The 14819-nt window shown below is 40.2% G+C and carries 16 protein-coding genes; 10 read left to right on the top strand and 6 right to left on the bottom strand.

The window, feature by feature from the left end; all coding sequences use genetic code 11:
* Positions 1-66 precede the first annotated feature (66 nt).
* The 5 genes from I6F42_RS07150 (at position 67) to yacG (ending at position 5110) form a co-directional block, all read left to right on the top strand.
* Positions 67-1296, top strand: coding sequence for a type II secretion system F family protein (locus tag I6F42_RS07150; protein ID WP_169044340.1), 1230 nt, complete (start codon positions 67-69; stop codon positions 1294-1296).
* Positions 1297-1413: 117 nt separating this feature from the next.
* The gene (locus I6F42_RS07145) at positions 1414-2319 is read left to right on the top strand and encodes an A24 family peptidase (protein WP_197151605.1); all 906 of its coding nucleotides are present in this window, start codon (positions 1414-1416) and stop codon (positions 2317-2319) included.
* Position 2320: 1 nt separating this feature from the next.
* Positions 2321-2962 (top strand): dephospho-CoA kinase, encoded by a 642-nt coding sequence (coaE, locus tag I6F42_RS07140; protein ID WP_197151602.1) that lies wholly within the window; start codon positions 2321-2323, stop codon positions 2960-2962.
* 126 nt (positions 2963-3088) lie between these two features.
* On the top strand, positions 3089-4765 hold the full coding sequence (gene pilB / locus I6F42_RS07135) for a type IV-A pilus assembly ATPase PilB (protein ID WP_197118243.1): 1677 nt from the start codon (positions 3089-3091) through the stop codon (positions 4763-4765).
* A 114-nt stretch (positions 4766-4879) separates the two neighbouring features.
* Positions 4880-5110, top strand: coding sequence for a DNA gyrase inhibitor YacG (gene yacG, locus I6F42_RS07130; RefSeq protein WP_007586146.1), 231 nt, complete (start codon positions 4880-4882; stop codon positions 5108-5110).
* A 74-nt stretch (positions 5111-5184) separates the two neighbouring features.
* On the opposite strand, the gene I6F42_RS07125 is transcribed toward yacG, so the two are convergent.
* Complete coding sequence (locus I6F42_RS07125; RefSeq protein ID WP_197151599.1) at positions 5185-5673, bottom strand: periplasmic heavy metal sensor; 489 nt, start codon at positions 5671-5673, stop codon at positions 5185-5187.
* A 189-nt stretch (positions 5674-5862) separates the two neighbouring features.
* Here I6F42_RS07125 and I6F42_RS07120 point away from each other — a divergent pair, with 189 nt between their 5' ends.
* Genes I6F42_RS07120 through I6F42_RS07110 form a run of 3 tightly spaced genes read left to right on the top strand, consistent with a single transcriptional unit; the run spans position 5863 to position 8896 of the window.
* Positions 5863-6552 carry a response regulator gene (locus I6F42_RS07120; protein ID WP_197151597.1) on the top strand — a complete coding sequence of 230 codons (690 nt, stop codon included), beginning with the start codon at positions 5863-5865 and terminating at the stop codon, positions 6550-6552.
* Positions 6530-7945, top strand: coding sequence for an ATP-binding protein (locus tag I6F42_RS07115; RefSeq protein WP_197151594.1), 1416 nt, complete (start codon positions 6530-6532; stop codon positions 7943-7945). Before I6F42_RS07120 ends, I6F42_RS07115 begins: the two co-directional genes overlap by 23 nt.
* A 3-nt stretch (positions 7946-7948) precedes the next feature.
* On the top strand, positions 7949-8896 hold the full coding sequence (locus I6F42_RS07110; protein WP_197151592.1) for an alpha/beta fold hydrolase: 948 nt from the start codon (positions 7949-7951) through the stop codon (positions 8894-8896).
* Here I6F42_RS07110 and I6F42_RS07105 read toward each other — a convergent pair.
* Entirely contained in the window at positions 8856-9722 is an 867-nt protein-coding gene (locus I6F42_RS07105) for a cation diffusion facilitator family transporter (protein ID WP_197151708.1), read from the bottom strand. The two genes, I6F42_RS07110 and I6F42_RS07105, sit on opposite strands and share 41 nt — an antisense overlap.
* A gap of 161 nt (positions 9723-9883) precedes the next feature.
* Between I6F42_RS07105 and trmL the strand changes: the two genes are divergently transcribed.
* Positions 9884-10348 (top strand): tRNA (uridine(34)/cytosine(34)/5-carboxymethylaminomethyluridine(34)-2'-O)-methyltransferase TrmL, encoded by a 465-nt coding sequence (trmL, locus tag I6F42_RS07100; RefSeq protein ID WP_007582820.1) that lies wholly within the window; start codon positions 9884-9886, stop codon positions 10346-10348.
* A gap of 69 nt (positions 10349-10417) precedes the next feature.
* Here the strand turns inward: trmL and gpsA are convergent, their stop codons facing one another.
* The 4 genes from gpsA to I6F42_RS07080 are packed head-to-tail and all read right to left on the bottom strand — an operon-like array spanning position 10418 to position 12669.
* Positions 10418-11425, bottom strand: a complete 1008-nt coding sequence (gpsA, locus tag I6F42_RS07095; protein ID WP_007582822.1) for an NAD(P)H-dependent glycerol-3-phosphate dehydrogenase — start codon at positions 11423-11425, stop codon at positions 10418-10420.
* 3 nt (positions 11426-11428) lie between these two features.
* On the bottom strand, positions 11429-11914 hold the full coding sequence (gene secB, locus I6F42_RS07090) for a protein-export chaperone SecB (protein ID WP_010553360.1): 486 nt from the start codon (positions 11912-11914) through the stop codon (positions 11429-11431).
* 34 nt (positions 11915-11948) lie between these two features.
* A complete protein-coding gene (gene grxC / locus I6F42_RS07085) occupies positions 11949-12206 on the bottom strand; it encodes a glutaredoxin 3 (protein WP_002957783.1) in 258 nt (85 codons plus the stop codon).
* Between the two features lie 31 nt (positions 12207-12237).
* Positions 12238-12669 (bottom strand): rhodanese-like domain-containing protein, encoded by a 432-nt coding sequence (locus I6F42_RS07080; protein WP_002957784.1) that lies wholly within the window; start codon positions 12667-12669, stop codon positions 12238-12240.
* Between the two features lie 603 nt (positions 12670-13272).
* Here I6F42_RS07080 and gpmM point away from each other — a divergent pair.
* Positions 13273-14817, top strand: a complete 1545-nt coding sequence (gpmM, locus tag I6F42_RS07075; RefSeq protein WP_007582830.1) for a 2,3-bisphosphoglycerate-independent phosphoglycerate mutase — start codon at positions 13273-13275, stop codon at positions 14815-14817.
* The last annotated feature ends 2 nt before the right edge of the window (positions 14818-14819 follow it).

Genomic DNA, 14819 nt, shown 5'->3' with positions numbered 1-14819 from the left:
GAATCATTAGTTTAAGTTATGCTTATAATAATGAAGTTTTAAACCAAATTCAGCTGGGTACTCTTAATGGCAAAAAAACAACAAGATAAAGGCCTCGATACTTTTCAGTGGGTCGGTGTAAGTGCCCGAGGGAAAAAACTTGAAGGTGAGCTTACCGGGAATAGTATTGCATTAGTAAAAGCTCAGCTTCGCAAGCAAGGTATCACTCCCTCAAAAGTAAAGCGTAAAGCAAAACCATTATTTGGCATTCAAAGTGTTCAAAAAATAACGCCAAAGGATATCGCTCTCGTTACTCGCCAAATAGCAACTATGTTGATGGCGGGCGTTCCGCTAATACAATCAATTGAAATGATTGGTACTGGTTCGACTAATAAAAGTATCAGGAAACTAATGGAGACTATTGCCGATGAAGTAAAAGCGGGTCAACCATTATCTACAGCGCTTAGAAAACACCCCCGCTACTTTGATGATTTATATTGTGACCTAGTAGCATCGGGCGAGCAATCGGGTGCGCTTGATAGAATATTTGATCGTGTTGCTATTTATAAAGAAAAGTCTGAAGCATTAAAGTCAAAAATTAAAAAAGCCATGTTTTACCCTATTTCGGTATTAGTTATTGCAGGTATTGTTACCTCCATATTATTAATATTTGTAGTACCCCAGTTCCAAGATATTTTTGCAGGTTTTGGTGCTGAACTTCCTGCATTTACTTTATTTGTAATTGGTATATCTGACTTCATGCAAGCGTATTGGTGGGTGATTCTTATTGGAATGTTTGCTTTTGGATACGCGTTTAAAGAAGCAAAACTGCGAAGTTTAAAATTAAGAGATGCAACCGACCGAGCTATACTTAAGCTCCCTGTTATTGGCATGATTTTAAATAAAGCGGCTGTTGCTCGCTATGCACGAACTCTTTCGACTACGTTTGCTGCTGGTGTGCCGTTGGTTGATGCGCTTGATTCTGCTGCAGGCGCTTCAGGTAATGCTGTTTATCGTTACGCTATTTTAGATATTAAAGCAGAGGTTAGCTCTGGTAATCAAATGAACTGGGCAATGCGTAACTCAAAAATATTCCCTGATATGGTAATACAAATGGTCGCAATTGGTGAGGAGTCTGGCTCACTAGATGGCATGCTCGCAAAAGTAGCCACTATTTACGAGCAAGAAGTTGATGATGCAGTTGATGGCCTATCGAGCTTGCTTGAGCCACTTATTATGGCTGTACTTGGTGTACTTGTTGGTGGTTTGATTGTTGCCATGTACTTACCTATTTTCCAACTTGGCTCTGTGATTTAATTTCTTTGGAAAAATATAAGCAACCTTGCGATTTTAAAGGGCCGCACATGTAGCAGCGATTTTATATCGCGCCTTCCTAATTGTGTTATTAAAGAATTTTTAGTTTTAGGTAAACAAATGCAAAGTATTATAGAAGTAATGCAAAGCCAGCTGTGGTTTTATTTAACCACTATTGGCTTAATTAGTTTATGTATTGGTAGTTTTTTAAATGTAGTTATTTATCGCTTACCGCTGATGATGCAACGTGAGTGGCAAAGCGAATGCCGTATATTGCTAGATGATGAGCTTAATAAAAATCCCCCTAAACCAGGTAACTCTAAGCCAAGCAGTAATGAGCCTTTTAACTTAGTAAAACCCAATTCTACCTGCCCTAAATGCAAAAATGCCATTAAGCCTTGGCAGAATATTCCTATTATTAGTTGGTTAGCACTTAAAGGTAAATGTGCAAGCTGCAGTAATCCTATTTCGGCTCGTTACCCTGCTGTAGAGTTAATTACTGCCCTATTAAGTTTAATTGTTGCCTATAGCTTTGGTGCGACCGAGCAAGCTTTATTATATATTTTTGTAACGTGGATTTTAGTAGCACTGACCTTTATTGATATTGACCACATGCTGCTGCCAGATCAACTTACACTTCCGCTTGTATGGCTTGCACTTATTGCCTCTGTAATGGGTTACACAATTACACCAACCGATGCCATTATTGGTGCGGCTTGCGGTTATTTAAGTTTGTGGAGCGTGTTTTGGTTATTTAAGTTACTAACCGGAAAAGAAGGCATGGGCTATGGCGATTTTAAACTACTCGCTGTATTTGGGGCATTACTTGGCTGGCAGTCATTACTTACTATTATTCTGCTTTCGAGCGTAGTGGGTGCCATTATAGGTATTGCACTGTTAAGTATACAAGGTAAAGACAAAGCGACCCCTATCCCTTTTGGGCCTTATTTAGCGATAGCTGGCTGGATTGCAATGCTTTGGGGCAACCAAATTCAAGGCGCTTATTTTAATTTAATTGGTTATTAAAATGAGTGAACAAATAACTAAAGTAAACAGCTGGGTATTAGGTTTAACAGGTGGTATTGGCTGTGGTAAAACAGCCGTAAGCAATATGTTTGAAGAACTTGGTATTACAATAGTTGATGCCGATATAATTGCGCGTGAAGTAGTACTCCCAAATAGCAAAGGGCTAAAAGCGATTACAGCCCACTTTGGCAAAGATATTTTATTGCCTGATGGCACAATAAATAGAGCAGAATTGCGCGCAAAAATATTTACTAACAACAGTGACAAAGAATGGCTTAATGCGTTGCTGCACCCTCTTATACGGATAAAAATACTAAACGATTTAAATAATGCAACTAGCCCTTATGTTGTTTTAGTAGCGCCTTTATTATTTGAAAACAACCTTGATAAATATTGCGACCATACCTTACTTATTGACGTACCAACCTCAGTACAAATAGCGCGTACAACAAAACGTGACAACACAAGTATTGAGCAAGTTAAAAGTATTATTGCCTCGCAAATGTCACGTGCCGATAAACAGCAAAAAGCGGATGATGTTTTAGATAACGACCGTAGTTTAAACCTAGTGCATATAGAACTTGTTGATCTTCATAAAAAGTACCTACAATATGCATTACACAACAAAACTAACTCACATTAACACTGTCCTAACTCACACAAACTCGTATTTTAGTTAGTAAAATCACAACAAAGAATGAAAGGTGATGTAATCACCTTCTTTTTTCTGATAAATTGCTTACTATTGAAGGAATAAAACAGGTGCGCAATGAATATTAACTCACCGTTATTGAGAAAATTTATAACCCTTGGCCGCATTGATGCCGACACGGTTAAAAACAAACAAAATGAATTTGCCTCAACAGCTGAGCTTATTTCTAAATGTGGAAAAATCGATAGTAAAGATTTAGCTGAACAATGTATTGATTTGTTTCGCGTACCTTATTTTGATTTAAAAGACTTTGATCCTACAAGAATCCCGGCCGATCTCGTAAAAGAAAAACTCATACGTAAACATCACATTTTACCGCTTGTTCAAAAAGATCGAAAAGTTTATATAGCAGCATCAGACCCAACAGATTACGGCGCATTCGAAAACTTTGAGTTTAGTACCGGTCTTTCATGCGAAATTGTTGTTGTTGATTATATTCAACTCGATAACAAAATTGAGCAATTGCTAGATGCCACTGGCAGCTTAAATCTAACTGATGACGAGTTTCAAGAATTTGCTGATTTAGACTCAGAAAGTCAAAGAGATACAGCACCACAAGATGACGATAAAGATGATGCGCCTATCATCGTATACATCAACAAAATTTTAATGGATGCCATTAAAAAAGGCGCCTCTGATTTACATTTTGAGCCATACGAGCACAAGTACCGTATTCGCTTTCGTATTGATGGCATTTTGCATGAAGTGGCAAGCCCACCTAATACATTAGCCACCAAGCTTTCTGCGCGTATTAAAGTAATGTCGCGACTTGATATTGCCGAAAAACGCAAACCACAAGATGGTCGTATAAAGCTAAAAATTACTGAACGCAAAAGTATCGATTTTCGTGTAAGTACCATGCCTACCTTGTGGGGCGAAAAAATAGTAATGCGTATCCTTGATTCATCAAGCGCTATGTTAGGCATTGATGTATTAGGCTATGAGCCTGAGCAGAAAAAGCTCTACATGGACGCGCTTGCCCAGCCTCAAGGGATGATACTTGTAACAGGGCCAACCGGTTCTGGTAAAACAGTATCGCTATACACAGGTTTAAATATATTAAATCAGCCAGAGCGAAATATTAGTACTGCGGAGGATCCGGTTGAGATTAACCTTGAAGGTGTAAACCAAGTACAAATTAACATTAAAGCCGATATGACTTTTGCCAATGCACTGCGTGCATTTTTACGTCAAGATCCTGATGTAGTTATGGTAGGTGAAATACGTGACCTAGAAACCGCAGAAATATCAATAAAAGCGGCGCAAACAGGTCACTTGGTTTTATCAACATTGCATACAAACTCAGCGCCGGAAACAATCACCCGTTTATTAAATATGGGTGTGCCGGCTTATAACGTAGCAAGTTCGATCAGCTTAATTATAGCCCAGCGTTTAGCACGTCGTTTGTGCCCTAAATGTAAAACGCCAGAACAACTTCCGAGTGAAGAACTGGCTCGCCAAGGATTTAGCGCCAAGCAAATTGAAGAAATGACGTTATATACGCCTAAAGGGTGTGATAGCTGTACCGATGGTTATAAAGGCCGAGTGGGTATTTACGAAGTAATGCAAATTACCCCTGAAATTGCCCAAATTATTATGCGCGGTGGTAACTCGCTTGAAATAGCTGACGTTTCACTTAAAGCCGGATTTAATAATTTACGTTTATCTGGTTTACGCAAAGCAGCCGATGGCCTTACATCCCTTGGTGAAATTAATCGTGTGACTAATTTTTAAAGGTCCATAGTAAAAGTGATAAGGTTCTGAACACTAAATTCAGAGCCTTACTTATACCTAGAGACTCATATCTAAGTAATGTAAAATGCAGAAAAAGATTGTAAAGAGTAAATTATGCCTACTATTGTAAACTGCCCAACCTGTAAAACTAAAGTTGAATGGTCAGAGCAAAGCCCATTTCGTCCTTTTTGCTCAAAACGCTGTCAGCTAATTGATTTAGGTGAATGGTCGTTTGAAAATAACAGAATTTCTGCACCAATCACGTCCGCAGAAGAGTTTAGCCAAGACATGATTGAAGATATTGAAGCTATGCTGGCTAAAAATGAAGATGACTTTTTTAAATAAACGCTGAACTTTTCATTTAAAAGCACAAAAGCCAGCGCGATGCTGGCTTTTTAGTGTTCAATATAATTGAACGATTAGTCTTTTTGCTTACGATGCTTTTTATTCATACGCTTTTGCATTTTAGCAAACTTCTCTTTTTGCTCAGCGTTAAGAACTTGCATTACTTGGTGCTGCGTTTTTAGTTTAATTAAACCAAATTGCTCACCTTTTTCGCGGCGTTCATTTAATAGCTCTTTTGCTGCATTTTCGTCAAATGTTGCCGCCGAAAGTAACGCATCCATTTTAGCTTTATGCGCTTCACGCATCGCTTTACGGGCTTCTTTATCGTCGCCACGCAACGCTTTCATTTGTGTTTTTTGCGCTTCAAAAATAGCTTTTAGCTTAGTTTGCTGCTCATCTGTTAAGCTTAATTTTTCAACGCCGCGCTCAGAAAGTAAAAAGCGAGCTTGAGAATGGCCTTGTTTATGTCCGTCGCCTTTAGCTAATACGCTACCAGCACCAAGCGTTGCTGTTGCTAAGCCACAGATAAGTACTAATTTTGAAAGTGTGTTTAATTTAGTCATAATCATTACCTTAATTATTTGGTTTAACTATTGGTTCAGTTCGGTTGTTTGTAACTGCTTAATCAACTGAGTTAACTATACCTAACTCAATGCAAAGTAACGCAAAGCAGTGTAAAGGTTGTGTAAAGATTCACCTTTGCACTATTTAGCGGGTAAAATAACGCTATAAACAACTCTAAGGGTTTGTAAATGAAACTATTAATGATTGATGACGACACTGGCCTTTGCGAGCTATTAAGTGAATATTTAACTGCCCAAGGGTTTGAAATACAAAGCGTACACGACGGTGAGCAAGGCCTTAAACTAGCACAAGCAAATGACTACGCCCTTATATTGCTAGATGTAATGCTACCAACGCTTGATGGTTTTGAAGTGCTTAAACAACTTAGGCAAACAAAACTCACACCGGTCATAATGCTTACTGCAAAAGGTGAAGACTTTGACCGTATTTTTGGCCTAGAGCTAGGCGCTGATGATTACATTCCAAAGCCTTTTAATCATCGTGAATTACTAGCCCGCGTAAAAGCGATAACACGCCGTATAGAGCACATTAATAGCTTAAATGCAGCTACAACGAATAAGTTACTCGTTAATGGTATTACTGTTAACCTTGCTGCGCGAGAGGCTTCAATCGACGGCTCTACACTGACCCTTACTGGTACAGAGTACGAAATACTCACGCTATTGTGTAAAAATGCAGGCGAAGTGGTTAGTAAAGAGCAAATTAGCGAAGAAGTACTAGGCAGGCGTTTAGCTTCTTTTGATCGCTCTATCGATATGCATGTAAGTAATATCCGTAAAAAAATAGCTGAGCATATTCCAGGTGAGCGAATTAAAACAATGCGAGGTACGGGTTATGTCTTTATCCAAGGCGAATAAAAGCACTTACTTTGCTTGGTTAAAACACCCTGGGCACTACCTGTTTTTTAAAGTATTTATTTGGTTTTGGTTAACTATAATCGGCACCGTAGCAGCGCTTATATTTTTAAGTAATATAACCGCTATTAATGCGGTATCTAACGAGCCACTTTATGGCCCAATGAAAAAAAACCTAATATACACCGCCAAAAGTATTGAGCGCACTGCTATTAAACATAAGCGCAGCCTAAGCGAAATATTAGTACACCCTCGCCTATCAAAGCGTAAACTTTTATACTTAAGCGCAGCTCAAAGCGAGGACTCTCTTAGTAGTAAAGAGGTGCCAGAGAGCATCGACTTAAGTTTATTAAACTTCACTCAAAATATGTCACCGCAAATTATTTTCACTGAAAAATATCAAGCCTTCGGCCCTGTTAATATAAACGTGCCTGAAGGGAGTTTTTATCTTTATGAAATAGATATTAACCATCAACCCCCACTAATAATGCGCTTTAAGCTTATGCCTAATTGGATGAAAATAGTCATCGCAATTGTTGCATCTCTTATTTTAAGCTTTGTATTTAGCCGTAATTTAATAGCCCCTATAAATAGTCTTAAAAAAGCGGCAATTAAACTATCAGCGGGTAACCTAAGCGCAAGAGCCGACATTTCTGTAAACCGAAAAGATGAGCTGGGAATACTAGGGCGAGATTTTAACAGCATGGCTAATCAGTTAGAGCTTTTAATTAGTTCACAAAAACGCTTATTAGCCGACATATCACATGAATTACGATCGCCTCTTACACGTTTAAAAATGGCTACCGGGCTTGCACAAATGCAAGCTAACGACGTTAGCCAATCGTATTTATTACGCATAGAAAAAGAAGCAAACCAACTCGATAAGATGATTGCCGACGTGCTGCAAGTTTCTCGCTTAGAAGCAAAAAGCCAAGCGCTTTCACTGCAAAAACAATCATTACAAATAATTGTAGATCACGTTATTAACGATGCGCAGTTTGAAGCAAAACAAAATAATAAGCAGCTAAATATAGTGGGCGCTGTAGACGTAAATATTAATTGCGACGAAGGCCTTATTGCCAGTGCGCTTGAAAACCTACTTCGCAACGCCATTAAATACGCAAATAATACGATTAGCATTACTCTAAAGCACACAGATGCCATTTATATAGAAATATGTGATGATGGCTCTGGTGTGCCAAATGACCAACTGAGTAAGCTTTGCGAGCCCTTTTTTAGGCAATCAGATGCGCGGGATCGCGTAAGTGGTGGCACGGGGTTAGGTCTGGCGATTGCTAAAAATGCTATTACTGCGCATGGCGGCAGTTTAGTATTATCAAATAAAGAACTAGGTGGCTTGTGTGCTAATATAACCTTGCCATTAATAAAAGAGTAAAGCATGTTTTATAGTAGTGAGCGTGAGCTTAAAAGTAATCAAATAACAATTAATAACTTTTATAAAAATACGCTAATTAAAGCTTATTTAGATACGCCTAACGGGCAATTATTTTATGCTTATGCCATACCAGATAAAGCCAAAAATGCCATTGTAATAAGCTCTGGGCGCCTTGAAGGGTTAGATAAATATAAAGAGTTGTTATGGGAGCTGTATAACAATAATTTTGCCATATTCATAGCCGATCACCAAGGACAAGGCCGCTCTTATCGCCACCTACTAAATAAGCACAAAGGCCATGTTAATGAATTTAAAGATTACAGCGCAGACCTAAACGTATTTAATACACAAATAGTGGATACTCATTGGCAAGGTAAAAAGGTATTAGTGAGTCATTCAATGGGCGGCGCTATTGCTTTTGATTACCTTGCGCATTTTGAACACAATTTTAGTGGCGCGTTTTTATCAGCGCCTATGCTTGATATTTATACAAAAAACACACCAAAGCCTTTAGCTAAATTAATAGCAAGTACCGCTACCCTTTTGGGTCAAAAAGACAATTACGCACTAGGGCAAACCGATTACATACCCGATGAGTTTGCTACAAATGTATTAACCAGCAGCCCAGTGCGTTACGAGCTATTTAGGCAAACATATCAAGAAGAGCCATTACTACAGCTTGGCGGTGTTACTTACGGCTGGCTAAATGCGACGTTTGCATTTATAACTTCGGTGGATAACTTAAGTGTGACTATTCCACTTTATATTGCCAGTGCACAAAACGACGAAGTGGTTGATAACAATGCCCAATATAAATTAGCAAACAGGCACGTAAACACGGTACTTAAAAGCTTTGAAGGCGCTAAACACGAGCTGTTTTTTGAACGTGATGAAATACGCCAGCCATTGCTTAAGAGCTTGTATCAGTTTTGTGAGTCGGTGACGGCTTAATAAGTACCGACAAAGGGTCGAGGTGGATCAGTATATCTACCTCAGACTCAAAACGTTCGCTAAGCATTGCCTCTACTTCATCAGCCACATTGTGCGCGCGAATCAAACTTAAATGATCATCAAGCTCTAAGTGCATTTGGATAAACTTAACTTTTCCGCCTTGGCGAGTACGAATATCATGCACACCATGTACATCAGCATGGGCTCTGGCTATATCAAATATGCTTTGCTTTTCATCATCTGGCAGTTCTTTATCCATTAAATGATCGGCACTATCGCGAGCAATATCCCAGCTGTTATAAAGTAAGTAACCCGCTACACCTATCGCAAAAACAGGATCGGCATACAACACACCATAATAAGCTAACAAAATAGCTAATAGCACAGCGGCATTTAATATTAAATCACCTTTGTAATGTACTGAGTCGGCTTTTATAGCAATTGAATCGGTGTATTTAACCACCTTGTTTTGTACAAATACAATGACCAACGTACACGCAATAGCAAAAATGCTTACCCACACACCTAATAAAGAATGGCTTAACTGTATAGGGTTAAATAATCGCTCAATACCATGAAAAGCAAGTAGGCAACCTGAGCCTGCAATAAACGCGGCTTGCCCAAGTCCAGCAAGTGCTTCAGCTTTACCGTGCCCAAACCTATGGTCATCATCTGCTGGGCGCAGTGCGTAACCTAACACTAAAAAACTCATGGCGGTGGCAGTAATATCCATTAACGAATCAGTTAACGAGCCAAGCATTGAGGCAGAGCCAGAAGCCAGCCAGGCCCATGTTTTTGCGCCAATCATTAAACTAACCATTACCATGGTAACAATGCTTGAAGTTTTAACCCAAAATTCGTAGCTACGGTTATGCACGTTTTAATCCGATAATTAGGAGTATTCAATAGTGTGAGTATATCATTTTTTTAAAAGGTTTCGTGTATACTGCCCTTCGTCAAACTACAGATTATTTTATAAGGCTCATTATGCTGGATATTGTTTTATACCAACCTGAAATACCGCCTAACACTGGTAATATTATTCGCCTATGTGCCAATACCGGCTATGCATTACATTTAATTGAGCCGCTAGGTTTTGAGTGGGACGATAAGCGCGTGAAACGTGCAGGACTTGATTATCATGAATTTAGTCATGTTCAACGCCATGCCTCATTTGAAGATTACCTTGAAAAATGTAAACCAAAAAAAATATATGCATGTACAACCAAAGGTAGTCAGTTTCACCATGAAGCAAGTTACGAAGCGGGTGACTGCTTGGTATTTGGCCCAGAGACTCGCGGCTTGCCTGACGATATGATCCAAGCACTGCCAAAAGAGCAGCGTGTGCGTATTCCTATGCAAGCCAATAGCCGCAGCATGAACTTGTCAAACGCAGTAGCTGTGTTTGTCTACGAGTCGTGGCGCCAGTTGGGTTTTCCTAACGCGCAGTAAATAGCTTTGAGCTAAACAACAAAAAACCGACATAACGTCGGTTTTTTAGTTTTATAAACGCTTATAAAATTATTCAGAACGTTGCTCTCGGCCTAATAGCGCCATTGCAGCTTCTTTCATATCTTTATTTTCATAAAGCACTTTATAAATTTGCTCGGTAATCGGCATTTCTACACCGCTACGCTGCGCTAATAAATACACTTCTTTGGTATTTCTAAAGCCTTCAACTACTTGACCAATTGATTCAATAGCAGCGTCAACGCTTTCGCCTTTACCTAACGCTAAACCAAATCGACGATTACGTGATTGGTTATCTGTACACGTTAGTATTAAATCGCCAAGGCCTGCCATCCCCATGAAGGTTTCTGGCTTAGCACCAAGAGCGCAACCTAAACGAGTAAGCTCTGCAAGGCCTCGGGTGATAAGTGCGGTACGCGCATTAGCGCCAAAACCAACACCGTCCGAAATACCGGCACCAATGGCAATTACATTCTTAACCGCACCACCGAGCTGTATACCAATAAAATCATCATTGTTATACACACGGAATGAGCGACCACAATGAAGTAAATCAGCGAGCTGCTGAGCAAATTCAGGCGACGTAGAAGACACTGAAATAGCTGTAGGTGAGCCCATCGCCATTTCTTTTGCAAACGTAGGGCCCGACAGTACCGCAAGTGGAATATCATCACCCAATTCTTGCAAAGCCACTTCTTGTAACAAACGTCCAGTATTAGGCTCAAGCCCTTTAGTTGCCCACGCTACTTTGGCACCGTCTTGCAATGCAGGTTTGATCTGCGCAAGTGTGTCGCCAAAAGCATGGCTTGGCACAACAACAAGTACAATAGCGCTGCTAGCAACGGCATGTTGTAAGTTAGCTTCAAGAGTAAGAGTATCTGGAAAAGGAGCATCAGGTAAGTAACGTTGATTTTTCCGCTCAGCTGCAAGCGTGGCAACGTCGTCGCTATTTCGTCCCCAAAGTGTCACATGGTGACCATTTCGGGCTAAACAAATAGCAAGGGCGGTGCCGTAAGACCCCGCCCCTAATACAGTAACAGCTGTAGTTGCTGTACTCATAAGTTATGCGTCTGCTGAAGCCTGGTCAGCTTGCGCAGTACGTTGTTGCATGTATTGTGCAAATAATGCATCAAAATTAACTGGCGCAAGGTTAAGCTGTGGGAAAGTACCACGGTTAACAAGGTTTGAAACAGCTTCACGTGCATATGGGAACAACACGTTAGGACAAAATGCACCTAGCATGTGCGCAAGTTGCACTTCTTCAACTTCAGCAATAGTAAAAATACCTGCTTGTTGAATTTCACATAAGAACGCAGTTTCTTCACCAAGAGAAGCGGTTACAGTTAGCGCTAAAACAACTTCAAATACACCTTCGTCTAGTTTGTTAGAGCGTGTATCTAGGTCTAGCTTAACTTCTGGCGTCCATTCTTTTTGAAAAATGGCCGGAGAGTTTGGCGTTTCAAACGATACATCTTTAGTGTAAATACGTTGAATAGTAAATTGTGCGCCGGCTTCTGCAGCTGCTACGTTTTGATTTTCTTCGTTCATTGTTATTCCTAACTTGTTCGTTATTATAATTAAATTAAGCGTTTAGCTTAGCGTCAAGTTTACCTTGCGCTTCAATAGCCATCATGTCGTCGCAGCCACCGATATGTTCATCATTAATAAAAATTTGCGGTACTGTGCTTGCACCACCTGCTTTGGCAATCATTTCATCGCGTAGCTCAGGCTGTACACCAATATCATAATTTGTGTATTCAACGCCTTTGCTGTTTAAAAGCGAAAGAGCACGCTGACAAAATGGACAATACGCCTTGGTGTATAAAACAACATTACTCATAATAAATCCTCTATCGGCCTAGCTAAACTGATTAGCGACCTGTTGTAGTTGGTAAGCTGGCAGATTGCCACGCACCCATGCCACCTGCTAATAAGTAAACTCGTTCAAAACCAGCTTTACTCATAGCGGCTGCAGTACCTTGGGCAGTCATACCTGTAGTACATACAACTATAATGGGTTTAGTCTTGTACTTTTCAAGGCTTGAAAAGTCAGATTTTTTCGCATTCTCTGGGCTTAAGTGCTCAGCACCAGAAATACGCCCTGCATTAAACTCTTTTTGCGCACGTATATCGATTACTTGACCGTCATCACGGTTAATAAGTAACGTAAGCTGCTGAGGATTTATTTGACGAACAGCTGAAAGCTTACTCTTTATCCAGCCACTAACAATAAGGAAAACAATACCAACCCAAGCAAGGCTTAAAATGGGATGATTTGTAATAAATTCAATATATTGATCCATTCTACTTCCACTATGAAATTATGTTTTAAACCTAGGGCGTGTTGGCCTTTGTGGATTGAAATTTGTTCAATCTAGGGGCGATTAAATCGCGGCGCGAGATTTGTAACCTAGTGGGCTAAGTAAAAACCGAGCAACAAAGAGGTAATAGTCCCTAGAAAGAACCCAACGGGCAGCGTATGTTTGGTATTTATGCTACGTTATCGCCTATTTATGGGGAGTAACCACACTTCATAGGCTCTGCCTTGCCTAAAAACCAAACATACTGCTGCAAATTCAACCACCAAAGTGCAACACGCCCTAATATTTTAAGGATTTTGTACTTTAGCCACGCAAGTATACCCAAACCAACCTAAAATGCGAGTTTAGGAGCACTTAGAGACGTTTAAAAAACGATAAAGTCCCCCATATATAGTTAACAAGAACTCTGGATAATAAATCTATCTCAAGCAGAGTTCAGGTTAGTCAATGAGGTATAAGTGAAAAAATTTAATATCTTGTTTTCAATGCTGATCCTAGCTTAAAAACACGGTATGCTAAAACCACGCTAATAAACCTTTTAGGTGCACAGTATCCATCAACAGATACTAATTTTCAGGAGCTATTATGACAGAGCATAAAAAACCACTGGTATTAATGATTTTAGACGGTTGGGGATACCGCGAAGATACGCAAAGTAATGCTATTCTTGCAGCTAACACACCGGTATTAGACAATTTATGGGCCACACGGCCACACACATTAATATCAGCTTCGGGTTTAGATGTTGGTCTTCCTGATGGTCAAATGGGTAACTCAGAAGTTGGCCATGTGAACTTGGGTGCTGGTCGCATTGTTTATCAAGATTTTACCCGTATCACTAAAGCAATTAACGATGGCGAATTTGATTCAACCCCAGCCTTAGTTGAAAACATAGATAAAGCGGTAAGTGCAGGAAAAGCAGTTCACATAATGGGTCTTTTAAGCCCAGGTGGTGTGCATAGCCATGAAGACCACATAGTTGCTAGCATAAAACTTGCTGCAAAACGTGGCGCTAAAGAAGTTTACTTTCATGGCTTTTTAGATGGCCGCGATACACCTCCACGTAGTGCTAAAGCGTCAATCGAACGTATTGAAGCGTTATTTAGCGAACTTAAATGCGGTCGTTTGGCGTCACTTATTGGCCGCTACTACGCAATGGACAGAGACAACCGTTGGAACCGCGTAGAAAAAGCTTACAACGTAATTGCATTAGCTGAAGGTGACTTTAATTTTGATAACGGCGTAGAGGCACTTAATGCAGCGTACGAACGCGACGAAAACGACGAATTTGTGGCCGCTACAACCATTACACCAACAGGCGCCGCTCCTGCTTCAATAAACGATGGCGACACTCTAATTTTTGCCAACTTTAGAGCAGATAGAGCCCGCGAAATTACTCGCGCTTTTGTTGAGCCTGATTTTGATGGATTCGCAAGAAAAAGAACGCCAGAGCTTAGTGCATTTGTAATGATGACAGAGTATGCAGCCGATATAGATGCACCTATTGCCTTTGGTTCAACACCGTTAGTAAACGTACTTGGTGAGTGGTTTGAAAAAAATAACAAAACACAGCTTCGCATTTCAGAAACCGAAAAGTACGCACACGTTACGTTTTTCTTTAGTGGCGGGCGCGAAAGTGAATTTAAAGGCGAAACACGCGAGCTAATTCCTTCGCCGCAAGTTGCAACCTACGACTTACAACCTGAAATGAACTCAGAAATGCTAACCGACAAACTAGTAGCAGCAATTAAAAGCGGTAAATACGATGCTATTATTTGTAACTACCCTAACGGCGATATGGTTGGTCACTCTGGTGTATTTGAAGCTGCTGTTAAAGCTTGTGAAGCTGTAGATAGCTGTATCGGACGTGTTGTTGATGCACTTGAAGAGTTTGGTGGTGAAGCACTAATAACAGCCGATCATGGTAATGCTGAGCAGATGGCTGATCTTAAAACAGGCCAAGCGCATACTGCCCACACTAGTGAACCGGTACATTTTATATATGTTGGTCGCGATGCAGAGCCTATGCAAGGTAAAGCATTAAGCGATGTAGCCCCTACAATGCTTCACTTAATGGGCATGGAGCAACCAAGCGAAATGACTGGTACGCCTATCATGATGTTGAAATAACA

Origin of the sequence: Pseudoalteromonas sp. SWYJZ12 (genome assembly GCF_015864395.1) — a bacterium.
GTDB classification, from domain to species: Bacteria; Pseudomonadota; Gammaproteobacteria; order Enterobacterales; family Alteromonadaceae; genus Pseudoalteromonas; species Pseudoalteromonas arctica.
The sequence above is the reverse complement of the archived record's forward strand: the minus strand, read 5'-3'. Positions and strand labels throughout refer to the sequence as shown.

Coding starts and splice junctions, on each gene's coding strand:
- I6F42_RS07150 (WP_169044340.1), top strand. CDS start 67: ATGGCAAAAAAACAACAAGATAAAGGCCTCGATACTTTTCAGTGGGTC.
- I6F42_RS07145 (WP_197151605.1), top strand. CDS start 1,414: ATGCAAAGTATTATAGAAGTAATGCAAAGCCAGCTGTGGTTTTATTTA.
- coaE (WP_197151602.1), top strand. CDS start 2,321: ATGAGTGAACAAATAACTAAAGTAAACAGCTGGGTATTAGGTTTAACA.
- pilB (WP_197118243.1), top strand. CDS start 3,089: ATGAATATTAACTCACCGTTATTGAGAAAATTTATAACCCTTGGCCGC.
- yacG (WP_007586146.1), top strand. CDS start 4,880: ATGCCTACTATTGTAAACTGCCCAACCTGTAAAACTAAAGTTGAATGG.
- I6F42_RS07125 (WP_197151599.1), bottom strand. CDS start 5,673: ATGACTAAATTAAACACACTTTCAAAATTAGTACTTATCTGTGGCTTA.
- I6F42_RS07120 (WP_197151597.1), top strand. CDS start 5,863: ATGAAACTATTAATGATTGATGACGACACTGGCCTTTGCGAGCTATTA.
- I6F42_RS07115 (WP_197151594.1), top strand. CDS start 6,530: ATGTCTTTATCCAAGGCGAATAAAAGCACTTACTTTGCTTGGTTAAAA.
- I6F42_RS07110 (WP_197151592.1), top strand. CDS start 7,949: ATGTTTTATAGTAGTGAGCGTGAGCTTAAAAGTAATCAAATAACAATT.
- I6F42_RS07105 (WP_197151708.1), bottom strand. CDS start 9,722: ATGGTAATGGTTAGTTTAATGATTGGCGCAAAAACATGGGCCTGGCTG.
- trmL (WP_007582820.1), top strand. CDS start 9,884: ATGCTGGATATTGTTTTATACCAACCTGAAATACCGCCTAACACTGGT.
- gpsA (WP_007582822.1), bottom strand. CDS start 11,425: ATGAGTACAGCAACTACAGCTGTTACTGTATTAGGGGCGGGGTCTTAC.
- secB (WP_010553360.1), bottom strand. CDS start 11,914: ATGAACGAAGAAAATCAAAACGTAGCAGCTGCAGAAGCCGGCGCACAA.
- grxC (WP_002957783.1), bottom strand. CDS start 12,206: ATGAGTAATGTTGTTTTATACACCAAGGCGTATTGTCCATTTTGTCAG.
- I6F42_RS07080 (WP_002957784.1), bottom strand. CDS start 12,669: ATGGATCAATATATTGAATTTATTACAAATCATCCCATTTTAAGCCTT.
- gpmM (WP_007582830.1), top strand. CDS start 13,273: ATGACAGAGCATAAAAAACCACTGGTATTAATGATTTTAGACGGTTGG.